Source organism: Natronococcus sp. CG52 (genome assembly GCF_023913515.1).
Classification (GTDB): Archaea; Halobacteriota; Halobacteria; order Halobacteriales; family Natrialbaceae; genus Natronococcus; species Natronococcus zhouii.
In genome coordinates this window covers 156459-171774 of sequence record NZ_CP099393.1, presented here as the reverse complement: position 1 = coordinate 171774, position 15316 = coordinate 156459, and the positions used below count along the sequence as shown (strand labels likewise).

At 56.9% G+C, this 15316-nt stretch carries 12 protein-coding genes and 2 pseudogenes; 6 read left to right on the top strand and 8 right to left on the bottom strand.

Annotation, left to right across the window (positions count from 1 at the left end; translation table 11 throughout):
* Positions 1-159: 159 nt before the first annotated feature.
* Positions 160-893: pseudogene (locus tag NED97_RS22170) on the top strand ((Fe-S)-binding protein); the annotation flags it as partial.
* A 345-nt stretch (positions 894-1238) separates the two neighbouring features.
* Here the strand turns inward: NED97_RS22170 and NED97_RS22165 are convergent.
* A complete protein-coding gene (locus NED97_RS22165) occupies positions 1239-1382 on the bottom strand; it encodes an IclR family transcriptional regulator C-terminal domain-containing protein (RefSeq protein WP_252491219.1) in 144 nt (47 codons plus the stop codon).
* Positions 1383-1557: 175 nt separating this feature from the next.
* Between NED97_RS22165 and NED97_RS22160 the strand changes: the two genes are divergently transcribed.
* Positions 1558-1854, top strand: coding sequence for an SDR family NAD(P)-dependent oxidoreductase (locus tag NED97_RS22160; protein ID WP_252491198.1), 297 nt, complete (start codon positions 1558-1560; stop codon positions 1852-1854).
* Between the two features lie 517 nt (positions 1855-2371).
* Here NED97_RS22160 and NED97_RS22155 read toward each other — a convergent pair.
* The 3 genes and pseudogenes from NED97_RS22155 to NED97_RS22145 form a co-directional block, all read right to left on the bottom strand.
* Positions 2372-3471 (bottom strand): annotated as a pseudogene (locus tag NED97_RS22155) (Gfo/Idh/MocA family protein).
* Between the two features lies 1 nt (position 3472).
* On the bottom strand, positions 3473-4054 hold the full coding sequence (locus tag NED97_RS22150; protein ID WP_252491197.1) for an enolase C-terminal domain-like protein: 582 nt from the start codon (positions 4052-4054) through the stop codon (positions 3473-3475).
* A 166-nt stretch (positions 4055-4220) separates the two neighbouring features.
* Entirely contained in the window at positions 4221-4562 is a 342-nt protein-coding gene (locus tag NED97_RS22145; RefSeq protein WP_252491196.1) for an enolase-like domain-containing protein, read from the bottom strand.
* 181 nt (positions 4563-4743) lie between these two features.
* Between NED97_RS22145 and NED97_RS22140 the strand changes: the two genes are divergently transcribed.
* Both NED97_RS22140 and NED97_RS22135 read left to right on the top strand, forming a co-directional pair.
* Positions 4744-5379 carry an IS6 family transposase gene (locus NED97_RS22140; RefSeq protein ID WP_252491195.1) on the top strand — a complete coding sequence of 212 codons (636 nt, stop codon included), beginning with the start codon at positions 4744-4746 and terminating at the stop codon, positions 5377-5379.
* Positions 5358-6185, top strand: coding sequence for an IS5 family transposase (locus NED97_RS22135; protein ID WP_252491218.1), 828 nt, complete (start codon positions 5358-5360; stop codon positions 6183-6185). The genes NED97_RS22140 and NED97_RS22135 overlap by 22 nt, the downstream gene beginning before the upstream one ends.
* Positions 6186-7652: 1467 nt before the next feature.
* Here NED97_RS22135 and NED97_RS22130 read toward each other — a convergent pair.
* From NED97_RS22130 to NED97_RS22120, 3 genes are all read right to left on the bottom strand, one after another.
* Entirely contained in the window at positions 7653-8591 is a 939-nt protein-coding gene (locus tag NED97_RS22130) for a dihydrodipicolinate synthase family protein (RefSeq protein WP_252491217.1), read from the bottom strand.
* Positions 8592-9480: 889 nt separating this feature from the next.
* Complete coding sequence (locus tag NED97_RS22125; RefSeq protein WP_252491194.1) at positions 9481-10515, bottom strand: mannonate dehydratase; 1035 nt, start codon at positions 10513-10515, stop codon at positions 9481-9483.
* A gap of 104 nt (positions 10516-10619) precedes the next feature.
* Positions 10620-11612 (bottom strand): aldo/keto reductase, encoded by a 993-nt coding sequence (locus NED97_RS22120; protein WP_252491193.1) that lies wholly within the window; start codon positions 11610-11612, stop codon positions 10620-10622.
* Positions 11613-11701: 89 nt separating this feature from the next.
* Here NED97_RS22120 and NED97_RS22115 point away from each other — a divergent pair, with 89 nt between their 5' ends.
* Together NED97_RS22115 and NED97_RS22110 are read left to right on the top strand one after the other, a co-directional pair.
* Positions 11702-12166, top strand: coding sequence for a hypothetical protein (locus NED97_RS22115; protein WP_252491192.1), 465 nt, complete (start codon positions 11702-11704; stop codon positions 12164-12166).
* 161 nt (positions 12167-12327) lie between these two features.
* Positions 12328-13623: an extracellular solute-binding protein gene (locus NED97_RS22110; RefSeq protein ID WP_252491191.1), complete on the top strand. Its 1296-nt coding sequence runs from the start codon at positions 12328-12330 to the stop codon at positions 13621-13623.
* Positions 13624-14401: 778 nt separating this feature from the next.
* Here the strand turns inward: NED97_RS22110 and NED97_RS22105 are convergent.
* Entirely contained in the window at positions 14402-15313 is a 912-nt protein-coding gene (locus tag NED97_RS22105; RefSeq protein ID WP_252491190.1) for a carbohydrate ABC transporter permease, read from the bottom strand.
* Positions 15314-15316 lie beyond the last annotated feature (3 nt).

Below are 15316 nucleotides of genomic sequence, written 5' to 3'. Positions count from 1 at the left end.
CCTGTTCAGAATGAATGAACGGTACACTATCCCAATTTTTACAATAGTATGTTTGTAAACCTATATCAACTGCTTTTCCCGCGATCACTGACCGGGAAGATGGACATTGTTCACAATAATAGAACGCATCCACCACATGAGACCTGATATCATAATTCTCAGGTCGACCCGGCCGAGGCCGACCGGACCGCGGTCCTCTACCCTGACATCTACACGTACCACGTTCAGGTCGACCGCGGAAAAGCCGCCGTTCGCGTCCTTGAATCTCTCGGCGTCGCCGTCGGGATTCCCGATATTCCGGGAAGCGGCCGTGCACCACTCTCTCAGTGCATGATCGCGACGGCGGAACGGAAGGCCGAATCGGTTGTCGAGACGCTCCGTCCATTCCTTGAGAGCGGGGACTACGCCGTCGTGATCGAGCCCGGCGACCTGGCGATGTTCCGTGGCGACTACGAGAAGCCCCTCACGCCGGCCGACTACGAGGCAATTTCTGAAGGGAGCTACGAGACCCTCGAGTACGTCTAGGCCTGCTCAAGAACGATGGAGACGCGGATTCCCTCCGGACGGGTGACGAGCGGCTGGCCTACCATAGCCACTGCCAGCAGCGTACCCTCGGCCTCGAGGCACACACAACCGCGGTGCTCGAGCGACTGGGATACGATGTTGAGACCTCAGACGTCGAGTACTGCGGGATGACCGGCAGCTTCGGCTATAAGCGCGAGTACTACGATCTGAGTATGGAAATCAGGAAGCGGTTACAGGAACAGTTCACCACCCCCGAGACGGGCGACCGACTGGTCGTCGCCTCGGGGACCTCGTGTCACGAGCAGCTGGACGCGCTGCTCGAACGCCGGCCGGTACATCCAGTTCAGATGCTAGATCCAGAACAGTAGTAACGTCCACGCCTGTAGCATTACGAAGCCAGCCCAAAATCCCTACAGGACGCGTTCGTTCTCAAAGGGACCGTTTGCGCTCGGGTCACCGAAACCGCTAGGAGTACGCGATATTGAGTTCAATAATGTTCGTCGCTCTAGCAGGGAAAGTATTCGTTCTTCGAGGTGCTCACCGTGATTCGCGTCGTCGGACCGGATAGCGAAATCGCCCCCAAAGACCCGACCGGTATTGCTACAAATCGGTGCCGCTGCACACCGAAGCCCGTTGACGCGCTCTTTTTCGGACAAAGGCGATTCCGCGCTTCCGAACGTCGGCAAGTTCCGCGTGAAGTTCGTCCCGGCCCGTTATCCTACTCTCTGTAAACCATGTCGGTCAATGATCGCGTCGACTCGTTCTTCGGGAAGGTAAGCAAGAATCGCTTTTCCGAGCGCCGTGCAGTGTAAATATACGCGCGTTCCGCCATGTGCGTCAGCCTGTACGGCGTCGATGCCGGAGGCGCGATAGATATAGGTCCAGTATCGTCGCTATCGGCCAGGCATGATCGTTTCTTGGAAGCGAGGTATCTGTCCGCGTCTCAGAATCACGGCCTATAATCGGTACTCGAAGTCGATCGTAACGACGTGACCGTATATCTATATAAGTATGTCATTAACAGTATTCGATATGATTGGAAGCACAACATACGAGTATCGAGGAGAGAGCGCCATCGTCACCGGACCAACCCGTGGTATCGGTTACGGTATCGTCAAAGCGTTCGCCGAGGCGAACGCGGATGTCGTCGTGAACTCACGGACCGAATCCGACGTAGAAGTGACAGCTGCAGAACTCGACAAAATCGGCGACGGAGATGTCATCGGGATAGCGGCAGACCTTTCGCAACCCGAAGAGATCCCAACGACGGTCACTGTACTCCCGTTGAGTTCACGTGCCGGGAAACGGCGCCACTCGTTGTTGTGCTGACGACGCCATCCTTCGTGGAGCCGTCGGGCGAACACGAGTAGATTTCCGAAGACGTGCTCGGCAATATTCGGCGCGTAGATCCCAGAGACGTTTGTCACCGAGGCGCCGTTCTTTGCGAGTGTTTCCAGGGGAGGTACCCCACGCCTGCAGAGGCACCGGCAAATAGCTCGAGAGAAGACGCACTGGAGAACAGCTCCGTATCGATGTTGAGCCCGGTCGCAATCGGTGCATGTTCGATCAATTCTCTCTTCCTGTGGCGTCGACGCTAACTCGAGATCGTATTCCGGAAGGCGCGACTGAAGTGCATCCGCACAACCTTCGCTGGATATTTGTGTGCTCTGCTCCGAAAAACGACAATGTTAGGTGTGGCGAGACCGATGTACTGGCGTACTTGCCGAGAGTATGCATATTCTCGGTAGATGATAGGAAATACGCTGTGAACTGTCACTTTTGGGTAGGTATTGACTGCGAGAGGAATCACTCGCCCGGTCCCCGAAGTAAACGCGTCCCGTCCGGACTACCAAGACGTGACGCGCACGTTACGAAGCGGCCTCGCGAGCGGCACGTCGATCTGTCCGTTCGTGTGGTGCGAGAGGTAGAAGGCGATGATGATCTCGAGACTTCGGGTCGCTTCTTCGCCGGGCGACGCGTTTTCGGCACGTCCGTCCAGCACGTCGACGATGTGGGAAGCAGCGTTACTAAACGCCCCCCTGTAATCGTCTTCCCAAGTCCAGGCTCCCTCAATGCCGGGAAGAGTCTCCTCGACGTGAGTTCCATCATCTGCGAGTCGCCAGTACCGCCACTCTCCGTCGTCGTTGTTCCGGTAGAGTTTGCTGTTCGATCCGATGATCGAGATCGTCATTGACGACTACTCCCGTGGGATCGTACAGTCGACGGTGACGAACGTGCTATCGTCTATCACGACGAAACCGCTTCCGCCAGCGTCGTCGACGGTTTGGTTAGCATTGAGACTATCGACGGCCTCGTTTTCGCCGGTAATGTGACTCGAAATGATTTTTGGCTCGCGCATTCAGGAGGTACACCAACGTGTCGATCAGATGTATCGAGTTCCTCAGAGGTTCCATGCGAAACTGCGTGCTGACTGACTGAATCTCACCGAGGAGCTTCTCCTCCTAAATAAGCCGCTTGAGCTACCGCTGTTTGTCGGTAAACCGGAACGAGTGGTTGACAAGCAGTTCGATATCGTTCTCTACACATGCCGACGTCATTTCCTCTGCGGCGCTGACCCGTGAGGCGATCAGCTTTCCACACCAGATAAGATCGGGATCGGCTTTCGACCTCGCTGCGTCGATAACGTGCTCGTGGTGTAAGTACGACGGAGTACACACCGACACAATGTCCAGCTCTTCGGTCGCGAGCATTGCCTCGTGTCCGACGTATCGGCGTTCGGCGGGGATGTTCCATGCCGTTCCGAACCGTTCGAGTTTCTCTTCGTCGACGTCAGCAGCCGTGACAAGCTCAATCTCGTCCTGCGCCTCAAACCCGCCGGCGTAACTGGCTCGGATTTTCCCGGCCGATCTTGACCTCATTGTGCATACCGAGGATTCCCATTCCGGCGATACCACCCGTGCCGATGATTCCTGTACGATACGTCATTTTATTCGTAAACGCGAACCGAACCAGCCTGCATTTCTTCGATGTACTCCCAATCATATTCGACCCCGGGCCCGAGTCCGTCAGGTACTTCGACGTATCCTTCGTCGTTAATAGTGTCGACCATGTCAGAGTATCCACACCGGTAAATCGGCGGCTGCGTATTCTGACAGTCAGGGTGGACGAGAGCAACCTCGTAATAGTTAGCGTTTCGCATCGCTGCAATGCAGTGACGGTGGGCAGGACCAGGTGCGTGAATTTCGACGTCGAGGCCGAATCCTTCGGCGATCCGGGCTCGCTTGATCGCACCGGTGATCCCTCCGTCGTACTCCGGATCAGCTCTAATAAAATCTGTCGCTTCGTTACGATGAAATCGGTAAACGGTTCCAGTCCGCGGATGTGTTCTGTCAAGAGCAACGGCGTATTGATTGACTCCCGTAGTTTTCGGTCGGTGTGCTGTGAGATTCCCCCCGTCCCGATACGAATCCTCGTACCAGAAGAAGTCCTGTTCGTCACAGGCCTTTCCGACCTTCACCGCGTCGCCGAACGTCTCGTACTCGCAGGCGGGGTCGAGCATGAGGCCCATTTCGTCGCCGACTCAATCACCGACCTCGTGGACCGTCTTGATCTCGCGGTCGATGTCCCGCTGCTCGTCGCTGCCTCCCCAGCCGTGGATCTTGAATCCCTCGTATCCCATCTCGTGACACTGCTCGGCGAAGTCGGCGTAAGCTTCGGGCGAGTTGAGTCCGCCGTTATCGTCGGCGTGGTACGTTGAAGCGTAAGTGGGGGATCTGTTTTCGGTACGTTCCGAGCAATTCGTGAATTGGTGCATCGTAGTGCTTTCCGGCGAAATCCCAGAGAGCGATATCAAGCGGACCGATCCCCATCCGGTCATACTTTCGTAGGCCGCGTTTGATCTCACTCCAATGTCGTTCGCGTCGTAGTGGATTTTTCCCGACGAGATACTTCGCGTATGAGGCGATCTGGTCGGGTGCGGTCGAAGTGACGAGGACGTACTCACCAGTAACGTCTGTATTCGTATGAACCTTGATCGCTAGCGTAGAACTCTCGAGGGTCGATTCCGGTTCGTACACTAGGTTGAATCGGCTGCGTTGAATCACTAGACGGCGTAGGGGAAGGTCAGTAAATCAAAGGAGTTGAAGCGGGAGAATTTAGTTGTCCATGACGCAAATCTCCCGCTTCACCGAGCGTTGTGTCTCGATGGCGGTGTTTAGTTAAGCGTGAAAAGTGAGGCGGCACGATTTCATGGTGTCCATGCCAAAAATCGACCGCCTCAGCGGGTGTAGCGACTGGATCGATTTGAGTTTTGTGGAGCGAGAGCGGACACCGCGTCAGCTGATGGAGCTCGGTATTCGACTCCATTTGGCTGGCCTCTCGCTTTCGAATACCGTTCGAGAATTAGAGAAGTTCGGTGTCGAACGATCATGGAAAGCAGTCCACGACTGGGTGCACAAGTGCGATCTCCAGCCGACTGATAGGGTCTCTCCGAATCACGTCGCGCTCGACGAGACCGTGATTCGGATCGGCGATCAGCAGTACTGGCTGTACGCTGCGGTCAATCCCGAAACGAACGAATTGCTCCATATACGGCTATTTTCGACGACTACGACCGCTGTGACAGAGATCTTTCTGCGGGAACTAGCTGAGAAACATGATCTCTCCAACACCGTGTTTCTCGTCGATGGAGCACACCATCTTCAGACAGCACTCCGGCGACGTGGGCTCCGATTTCGATACGAGAAACACGGAAATCGGAACGCTGTTGAACGTATCTTTCGGGAGGTAAAACGCCGAACCTCTTCCTTCTCAAACTGTTTCAACCACGCGAGACCAACGACCGCAGAATCGTGGCTCCAAGCCTTCGCCGTCTGGCACAATGCTACAAACTAAACACGACCGTCTCGATTGCACAAAGAGTTACGGGTGAACGAGGCGAATCCGCCGCCCCGAGCGGTGGCGGCGGATTCGCCGACTATGCCCTCGTTTCGCTGCACTGTCTCCGGATTTACCTCGATGCCACCTACCGAATGACCATCGATCTGCTGAAGGAAATGCCGCAAATAACAGGCGAGATCGGCCTCAATGCGGCCGATCTCCCCGCACCTTCCACCCTGTGTAAGGCGTTTGACCGGATCGAGATGAGCGTCTGTCGAGTGTTGCTGCGCCAGTCGGCGCAGCTACACGATTCATCCGAACACGCTGCTATCGACGACACATTCTACGAACGAGATCGTGCGAGCCGCCACTACTGCCAACGAACGAATTACCGCGTTCAAACGCTCAAGGTCACAAAACTCGTCGATACAGCAACGCAAACTGTGCTCGATCTTCACTATTCGACGACGTTAGACGGCAGTGACGCGGATCTCTGTGAGCAGATCGCCCGCCGGAACGCGGGCGATCTGCGGTCACTGGCCGCTGAGAAGGGCTATGACAAGCAACAACTCCGCGAACGGCTCCGTGAACTCGACATTCACACACTGATCAAACACCGAATCTTCGCACCGTACGATCACGCACACAACGCCCGAATTGACGAAGACCGGTACGCTCAGCGGTCAATGACCGAAACCGTCAACTCAGCCGTCAAGCGCTCGCTCGGCTACGCTGTGCGAGCGCGTGGCTGGTGTCGAGAGTTCCGTGAAATCGCTCTGATGTGTGTCGTCTACAACATCAAGCGTGCCATCAAACAGTGAAATCCACCGCCTTACAGCGATTCAACAGAGCCGTTGAATCCTTCTCCATCGGTTCCAACATTTTTGATCGGATAGTTGAACTCGATAGCTTCAACCCGGGTTATTTCTGGCTCCATACAGATGGTGTAGAACGATAGCACAAGAAAATTTGGTGACAGGAAATATTTATTTCGATTTCCTCTAAGGATACCGCCGCTTCTATTTGGAAAGACTGGGCCTAAGAAATAGGCTTCCGCACGGATTCCCAAAATGGGGACTCGAGAGCAGTTCGAGTGGCATCACTCGTGAAGCGTTGGGTTCGGTGTGAATGAGTACGAGTTTATGCGAGGTGATACGTTGGCAGAACGTGAGCGCGAGGTAATGAACTCGAAACCATTCAGGCCAATTATGAAAAAAGCTCCGCGCCCGCTGTAGGTTCGTCTCAGCATCCAACAGCAGATCAGTTGGCGCCGCGGTTTCGAGCACAATCCAGTCGCCGTAGCCGATTTCCTTGAGGGTGTGTCTCGCTCCTGTCGGGAGGTGACTGCCCGGCACGCCGAGTCACCATTCCTCATCCTTGGGGCTACTTTCTTTCGTCGAACCGGGAACAGACGTCGCTACCTTGATTTCCGCGGCGACGTCGGCCGAGACGAGGCCGCGGCCGATTTCGCGCGCCTCCCAGTCGCGTTCCTGCCAGGCGAGTTTGAACTGACCACAGCAGCTGGACTTGAAGTTGAATTACCGCGTGAATCATTGCCTGAATTGGGGACGGCGAAGAATTCGACCGGATTGTCCTTATACGTCGGTTTGTTGCGTTCAGACACGTCAGCGGTGATATCGTGGTCTTCACCGTTCATCTTTCACGACGCGGATCGGTTGAGGGCGAGATTAATTCTCTCACCGCGAACAATTACAACTGTACATCTGTAATATGCCTTGTTACGCGTGAGTATGTGACAATCCGTATGTGTCAGGACTGGAAATTACTGTTGCTCTCCCCCTCAGTTCGAGTTGATAACCGTTATTTCTGGGAATAGAATCATTTACCCGGCGATTCCCGAAAGCCGAACCAAAATCGACGCCTGCGTTCTCTCGAGTTCACGGTGATTGGCGTCGATTCGTCGAACATCACGAATCGATGTGACGACGCGGTACCGATCTGGAGGCACGTGCGACAGTATGGTGGGACAATGTGCTGCCTCTTTCGCATCCTCGAGGATTTGTACGATCGAAATACTGTGAGCGTCGATCGGAAACGATCGCACGACCGTATCAAAACTCGTTCCCATCAAGGGAACACATCGTCGATATAATTCCCTCTCACGGCTTGGCCAGCAGCTACATAACAGCTACTACACTCCAGTTTTTCGACACAGTCGCGACGGAGGCCCTGCGTAAACTACTGTATCGATGGTTCGCGCAAAAGGAAGTAATCGGAAAGATGGCTGCCATCCGGCTGTTGCCCGGAATCACAGCCGGACGACGCGATTACTCAATGAGGGATTCGATGTCGTCCTCAAGTTGTTTATACAGCCGTTCGGCTTTTTGCTCCTCCTCGGGGGCAAGCGGCCGGATCGGCTCTCGCACATTGCCGCCGTTGAGTCCGGCGAGTTCGAGTCCCTTTTTGACCGCCGAGACGCTGATCGCGCCTTCGATCTCGTTTTCCTGCCCGGTCTCGTCCCGGAAGTTCTGGTATGGTAGGCAGATATTCCGGAGTTTGCTGGCGCTCTCCCAGTTACCTTCCGAGAGCGCGTCGAACAGTTCGAGCCCGATTTCCGGTCGGAAGTTGCTGACGCCCGCAGAGAACCCCTCCGCGCCCTCAGCCCAGAAGGAGACGGCGAACGGTTCTGCGAGGCCGTTGACCCAGACGACGTCGTCGTCGCCGGCGGCGACGGCCGCGCCGAGTTTAACCGGGTCCTTCAGCGCGTACTTGATCCCGACGACGCCCTCGATTCGGGTGAGGCTGGTGAGGTAGTCGACGGACGGATCGAAGCCACGGACGTACGGGACGAGCGGTGTCTCGGTGACAGAGGAGAGGTCCCGGTAGTACTCTAATAACCCCTGCTCGTGGAGATAGGTGTGGTCCGGCGGCATGATCATCATCGCATCGACGTCGATGCGATCATACGCGCGGATCAATTCCTGAGCGTCCGGGGTGCTGCCGCCGACGCCGGCCAGGACACAGGCGTCCGAGGGAAGTGCTTCCAAGCTCGTCTCGGCCACGTCGACGCGCTCGCTCACCGAGAGCGAGTGGTACTCGCTGATGTTCGCGGTCGCCAGAAACGTTCGGATCCCATCCTCATACAGCTCCTGAGCGTTCTCCGCGATCTCCTCGTGTTTGATTTCGAGGTCGTTGTCGAACGGCGTCAGTAAGCCAACGGCAACGCCACGGAGACGTTCCCGTACCTTGTCGGCTGACAATGACATAGAATTTGAATATTTCCCGAATAGTATAAATCCATCGCTTACCGAAGTCTCCCGGGACCACAGATAGTTGATTGAGAGCCCAATATCGGGCCAAAGAGCAATTGGTGAGTGAGTTCTCGTATTTGAGGAAATATAGGAATCGCAGATCACCATGGGTTTCAACAGTACCTTGAGCAGCTTCGTCGAGCGTCCCCGTGCGAGTACAGATACGACGGTCAAACCGGGACCGAGTTTGCATCCTGGCAGGACGCCGTGCGACGGGAATTGGCGACGGTACTCGGCTTTCCTGCGATTCGGGCGGCTGGGTCGTACGATCTCGAGCCAGAACGTCTCGAGACCGAAGCGAAATCCGGCTACGAGCGTCGGAAATGGCACATCCGAACGGAACCCGGGTTTCGTATCCCGTTCTATCTCCTTATCTCGGACGCGGCCGACCTGCCGTATTCCGTCGTCCTCACGGTTCACTGGCATTGTGAGGACGGGAAAGCACTTACTGTTGGCGTCGTCGGCGATGATCGGACGGAAATTGCCGAGAAGTAGCGGGATTTCGCTCGCCAAGCGGTAAAGCGTGGGTATGCAGCCCTCGCACCGGATATGCGTGCATTCGGCGAACTCGCCGGGCCGGAACTCGAAGCCGGCGGGTATCGGGCGTGTACGCGACTGCAGAAAGTCGGTCAACTGTTCGGTCGGACACTGGCGGTGAACGGGCCTGGGACGTGCTGCACCTCGTCGGCTTCATCGAGCAGCAGTCCGATCGGATCGGGATCATGGGCCACTCCGGCGGTGCAGCGGTCTCTCTGTTCTCTATCCGGACGGCGTATGGCCGACCGTCTTCGAGACGGGGGCACCCGTTTGCTGACTGGACCAGCGGGGATCCGGACCGGAGTAACTACGACCGCTCGCAGGTGTCGATGAGACAGCGAAGATAGCCCGCACCGTACGAACGCGACCGATGGCGCCATTCCGTGTCGCCCTCAATGTGTGGGACGTGGTCAAGTAATACCGGGCCCTTGAATCCGATCCCCTGGAGCGCCCCCATGGCCTCCTGCGGATCGAAGTTCCCCTCGTCGAGGAACGTCTCGGTGAACTCCGGGACGGTTCCGATGACGTCGCGAAAGTGAACGAACATGATATTGTCTCCGAACTGCCGGATCACGTCGGGCACGTCTTCGCCCATCTCGGAGAAACAGCCAAGGCAGAGCTTCAGCCCGTGGGCATCGCTGGGAACACTCGACATTGCGCGCTCGAAACTTTCGACGTTGCGGAACAGTCTCGGGACGCCGCCGATCTCCTCGTATACCGGGGGATCTGCGGGGTGAAGCGCCATCTGAACGCCCGCGTCTTCGGCTATCGGTATGATCTCTTCGAGGAACTGCTCGTAGTTCTCCCAGCACTCCACCTCCGTGTACGTTCGTTCGAGCTCACCCGGCGGCGTATCAATGGTGCCGAGATCTTCCTCGTTCCAGCGCGTCGCTTTTGCACCGCCTCGCACAGTGGCATCCATCTCGGTTCGCATAGGGACGACCCCTCGCGGATTCCACTGATATCCAAGCGTGTCGATACCAGCCTGGCCCAGTCGTTCGATCAGGGTCGCGATAGCCTCGACCTGCTCGTCACGCCCGTCTCGGTCGAACATGATGTCGCCGTACATCCCGTAATGCAGGGAGTGAATGCCGGCGAACCGAAGACCAAAGCTGTCGAACAGTTCCTTCAACTCGGTCAGTCGTTCGACCGAGGGGATCGAATCCGGCGATAGCTTGAGATGTCTCGCCCCGTCAGTGTCGAGGTCGTCGGGGAACGCGTCCGCCTCGTATCCTGGTGAGACGACGTCGACGAAGATGTCCTCGACGCCGATCTGTGACATAAACCGGAGCCGTTCGTCGTTCAACCAGCGAGTCCTGAAGCCGACACTGATACGCTCCATTTTCTCCTGAGTCGCTTGCTCAGTCACCATGTACAACCCGTATGCGGAGTCCCCTAATGGGAGTTACGGTGTCGACCGTCTGATCGGGAAGTGACCCGATAGGATCAGTACGCCTCGGTGATCCGGTCGAACTGGTCGTCCGAGAGCGTGATATCGACGGCTTTGGCGCTATCGGTCAGTTGTTCCGGCGTTCGGGCCCCGATGATCGGAACGGCCGACGGATTCTCCTGTCGGAGCATCCATGCGAGGCTGACCTGAGCCGGTGTCGCGTCGAGTTCCTCGGCGACGCTGCGGATCTCGTCGAGCACCGACCACTCGCGGTCGCCGAAGTGGTCGATCCAGAACTCCAAGTCACCGCGCGATCCGCTTGGATTGTCGCCGTCGCGCTCGTACTTCCCGGTCAGGAAGCCGCCCTCCAGCGGCGAATAGGGACAGACGGCCAGCCCCTGCTCTGTACAAAACTCGAGGTAATGGCTGACGTGGACCGGATACTCGGGCGTCTGCCGAAACGGGGCATCATCTCGGTAAGCGGGGTTAAACCGCGGCTGCGTTACTTCAAACCGTTCCCAGCCGTTGACATCGCTCTCCCAGAGCGCGGTCGTGAGTTTCCAAGTGGACATCATACTCGCGCCAAGGTGGTTCACTTTCCCTTCCTTGACGAGTTCGTTCAGCGTCGCCAGCGTCTCCTCGATGGGAGTCTCCTCGTCCCAGCGGTGGATGTAGTAGACGTCGAGGTAGTCCGTACCGAGACGCTCCAGCGTGGCATCGATCTGTTCCCGGATGTGTTTCCGCCCCAGCCCGCTGTCGTTGGGTCTGTCGCCCATGTCGCTGTATACCTTCGATGCGATGACAAAATCCTGGCGGTCGTGGTCCTCCAGCCACTCCCCGATGTACTTCTCACTCGTCCCCTGGGGATCGCCGTAAACGTTCGCGGTATCGATGTAGTTGATACCCAGGTCCCAACAGGTATCGAGTAGCTCGTGTGCTTCGTCGCGGGTCGTCTCGACGACTCCGTCGGTCTCCTTTCCGAATCGCCAGGTTCCAAAACACAGTTGTGACACTTCTGTTCCTGTCGTCCCGAGCTTCGTGTATTCCATCGCCGTATCGCAGGTCGCCGACCGCCCCAATAACTCTACTGCCCGCCTCGGACCAGACGTTTATTATTCCACGCCCTAGTCTTCCACCAATGACACAGACACCCGGTCCGAGTATCACTTCACGACCGCAGATGAACGAGAGGCACTGGTTGACCCTCGCCGGCTACGTCGCTCTCGGCATCGTGGTCACTGTCTACGTGGTCTGGACTGTGCTCTCCGCCAACGCCTCGCCACTCAGCCTTCGCAGCGGGCTTATCCTCACGGGAGCGGCGCTGTTCAGTTTCTTCGCATACATAGCGCTGTTCCGAGACGCAGTGCACCTCTCACACGCAGAAGTCGAGTGGACTCCCAACTGGCTCTGGTATTTTGCGGTGGGCTTCGCGATCCCACTTGCGACACGGTTGGTAGCCCCGTCACTCGACCTGTTTGGGAGCGGATCACCGCTCGTTATCGTGTACTCGCTGGTGGTCACGACGACAGTAGTCTGCACTGTGTATCTCTACCGACGGCGCAAGTACACCGATCTGTGGGCGTCCTTAGCGTCCGATCAGTAGCATCAGAACCCGACGTTTCTCCCTCGCGGGGGTCTGCGTTCCACCTCTCTTTCTCTTTCGCACGAGGAAGTTGGAAATGACTGTTCGTATTTCTACCACATGTACTATTGTTAAAAAGGGGGAAATTATATGTGTCGCCTATGCATGGTTACCAACGAAGTATGTCAGACGAAAGCTACAGTAGACGCAAGTACATGGGACTGGCGGCTGGCATGGCAGCTGGTGGTTTCGCAGGTTGCACTGGTAATGGATCCGGTAGCGGAGACAGCATCACATATTGGGGAGACAACCCCGATTCGGACCATCCCCAATCGCAGCAGCTCATCCAGGACGCGACGGACGTCGAAGTCGAATTCACCGACATGCGGTACGACAGCATCAAAGAGCAGTACCTCACCGGTGCGAACACCGGTACTCCGGATGCTGTCGAGGCGACCCCCAATCACCGGGGAGACTACGTCTCCGCCGACCTGATCGAACCGCTGACTGACCGTATTGACGACCTCGATTACAAAGACGGGTACATCGGTCTGGATACGATGAAGCACCAGAACGAAACCTGGGCCCTCCCATACATCGGGAACGGCCGCGGATTCGTCTATCGCCAGGACATCTTCGAGAAGTACGGCTTCGACGTCCCGGACCAGTGGAGCGACTTCATCCAAATGGGTGCGGAGATCACGAAGAACGAAGACGACATGCACGGATTCACCCTTACCAGCCAGAAGGGGAATACCCGTGGTCTCCAGGAGTTCCTCTCCTTCCTCTTCCAGCGTGTCGACTCAGTCTTCGAGGCGGACGGCGACGGATTTACGCTCAATGCCACTGCCGAGGACTTCGGCATCGTGTTCAAGGAGTATTTCTACGATCCGTTCTTCGCAACCGACACCCCCGCGACAAATCCGGACGCAAGGGGCATCGACTCCCTGGCGCACGATATCGCGTACATGAACGGGAACTACGCTGCCATCTCCACTGGTCCCTGGGTGTACGGTCTCATGGAGACGTCCGAGGACACGAACGAACAGGCGGAAGAGAACTACAGGAACAGCGCAGCGACGCACAACCCGCGCGTCGAAGGCGGCGAGAAAGGGACGTATGCCGAGGTAAAACCCCTCTTCGTCAACCGTCATTCGAAGAACAAGGAAGAGGCCTGGAAAGCGATCAAAGCGTTCACCTCGCCCGAGGGTATTCAGACGTACCTCGAGGAGAATCCGGGTAATCTCCCCGCTCACGAGGACGTCGAGTGGACCGTCCCCGAAAACACGGATAATCCGGACTGGGCCGGGTTCGAAGACGTCTTTGAGACCGGCAAGTCCTACGGCTTCTGGAGCGTCAGTCAGGTTTCGTCGACCTGGTTCGACCTCTCACAGAAGGTCATGTACGACGAGATCGATCCCATGGAGGCTGGCGAAAGACTTCACGAAGCCTGGTCGGAGAAAGCGAACGAGATGTAGCCAGCCCGTTAGAGAGGAGGCGCGGCGCCCCTTCGGGACGATATTGCGTCCAACTTACCGCCTTCTGTAGCTGCTCAACGAACTACGGAGACCTCGCAGAGTGGGGAGTGTTTTCGCCGAGCGGCCATCCACCCTCTCTTATTCTCGGTGCAAATCAGGCAAGACCCAGGAATCGCCGGAAGAGAAAAAGAAAAGGACATGGACCATTGGCGCCGTTGTCGACGCAGGGCGGGGCTGGTCGGAGCGGAAATACACCCGAGCACACGGGTTCATAATACCTCTCCAGCGAACCATCAGATATCGGGATTAGCATGGAAGAGATGGACCGCGTCGCGGTTTTCGAGCGGTCGCGTGAAAACTGATCGAGTCTCAGAATCTGCGTCGTTCTGCCTTCTATATCGGGAGGGAGAGACATTGGCGTAATCCGTTTTCGGGTCGATGTCGTGCCTGGCGTCCTTCGGAACTACGTCAGTTCGGCGATGGAGTCGTACACTTATTCCGACCCGTCGAGATCAGCGTTCACGGCGGTACCCTGCCAACTCGGTGCCGATGACTGACCGGTTCTGCGTCTCCTTCGGTGGCTACCAAATCGCGGGGGATCTCTACGGGGTACGAGGCGAAGCCTATCACAACTGACCTTTATTCACGCTGAGGATGCTTGCATATCCAACTGTAGGCGCGAGAAGGGGGGTCCGTGCTCTGTTCCCTATGGTACGACACGGGACGGCGACCGATGGCTGTTGGGACCTCGTGCGTCGAAACTGGTGCCGCAGCGGAGTTAGCTGCCGTGCATGCCGCCGCTCGCGAGCCCCTTAACGATGTACTTCTGCACCAGTGCGAAGAAGACGATAGAAGGGATTGCAGTAAGGGTCGCCGCGGTGAGGGTCGCTCCCCAGTTAACCGTATTGGCGCTCTGGAAGAGGTACAGCCCGAACGGGAGTGTCCGAGTCGAGTCTCCCTGGGAAAGGATGGACACGAACAGGAAATCGTTCCACGACGTCACGAAGGTGTAGAAGGCAGCGACCGCGATGCCGGGCTTCGCGAGCGGGACGATCACGTGATAGAGCACCTTGAGGTGAGAGCAGCCGTCGATTCGCGCCGCCTCGTCGAGCGCCTCAGGTATATCGTCGAAGAAGCCCTTGAGAAGCCAGAGGGCGAGCGGGAGCGCGCGCACGCAGTGCGCCAGGATAATCCCGGTGTAGGAGTTCACGAGGTTCAGCGTGTACATCATGATGAAGAACGGGATGAGGATCAACGCCGGCGGAAGCATCTTGGTCGCCATGAAAGCGATCAGGAGCGATTTCCGACCCGGATACGAGAATCGGCTGAGGGAGTAGGCCCCGAGGACACCGGCTATCAGGGTAAGGATGGTGGTGCTGACCGAGATGACGATCGAGTTGAAGAACATCGTCTGGAACTGCGGATTGGTTAGCACCATCTCGTAATTGGCGAACGTGATCTGTTCGATGCTGGGGATGATTATGAGCTCGTCCGCCTGGATAATGGATCCCGGTTTGATGGTCGAAAGGGCGAGCCAGAGGATCGGGACGAGAAACCAGATGAAGTACAGTGTAAGCGCACCGTAAACGCCGAGCGCGTGCTTGATGCTGTTGTCTTCGCCGATGAAAGCGTCAAATCGGCCAACAATGCCTGTCCTGCCGTCTTGAACGGTTTTGCTTGGTGCTGCCATTAG

Bases quoted from the DNA above. Each gene is read 5' to 3' on its own strand.
- NED97_RS22160 (WP_252491198.1), top strand. From the start codon at position 1,558: ATGATTGGAAGCACAACATACGAGTATCGAGGAGAGAGCGCCATCGTC.
- NED97_RS22150 (WP_252491197.1), bottom strand. From the start codon at position 4,054: ATGGGCCTCATGCTCGACCCCGCCTGCGAGTACGAGACGTTCGGCGAC.
- NED97_RS22140 (WP_252491195.1), top strand. From the start codon at position 4,744: ATGCCAAAAATCGACCGCCTCAGCGGGTGTAGCGACTGGATCGATTTG.
- NED97_RS22130 (WP_252491217.1), bottom strand. From the start codon at position 8,591: ATGTCATTGTCAGCCGACAAGGTACGGGAACGTCTCCGTGGCGTTGCC.
- NED97_RS22125 (WP_252491194.1), bottom strand. From the start codon at position 10,515: ATGGAGCGTATCAGTGTCGGCTTCAGGACTCGCTGGTTGAACGACGAA.
- NED97_RS22120 (WP_252491193.1), bottom strand. From the start codon at position 11,612: ATGGAATACACGAAGCTCGGGACGACAGGAACAGAAGTGTCACAACTG.
- NED97_RS22115 (WP_252491192.1), top strand. From the start codon at position 11,702: ATGACACAGACACCCGGTCCGAGTATCACTTCACGACCGCAGATGAAC.
- NED97_RS22110 (WP_252491191.1), top strand. From the start codon at position 12,328: ATGTCAGACGAAAGCTACAGTAGACGCAAGTACATGGGACTGGCGGCT.
- NED97_RS22105 (WP_252491190.1), bottom strand. From the start codon at position 15,313: ATGGCAGCACCAAGCAAAACCGTTCAAGACGGCAGGACAGGCATTGTT.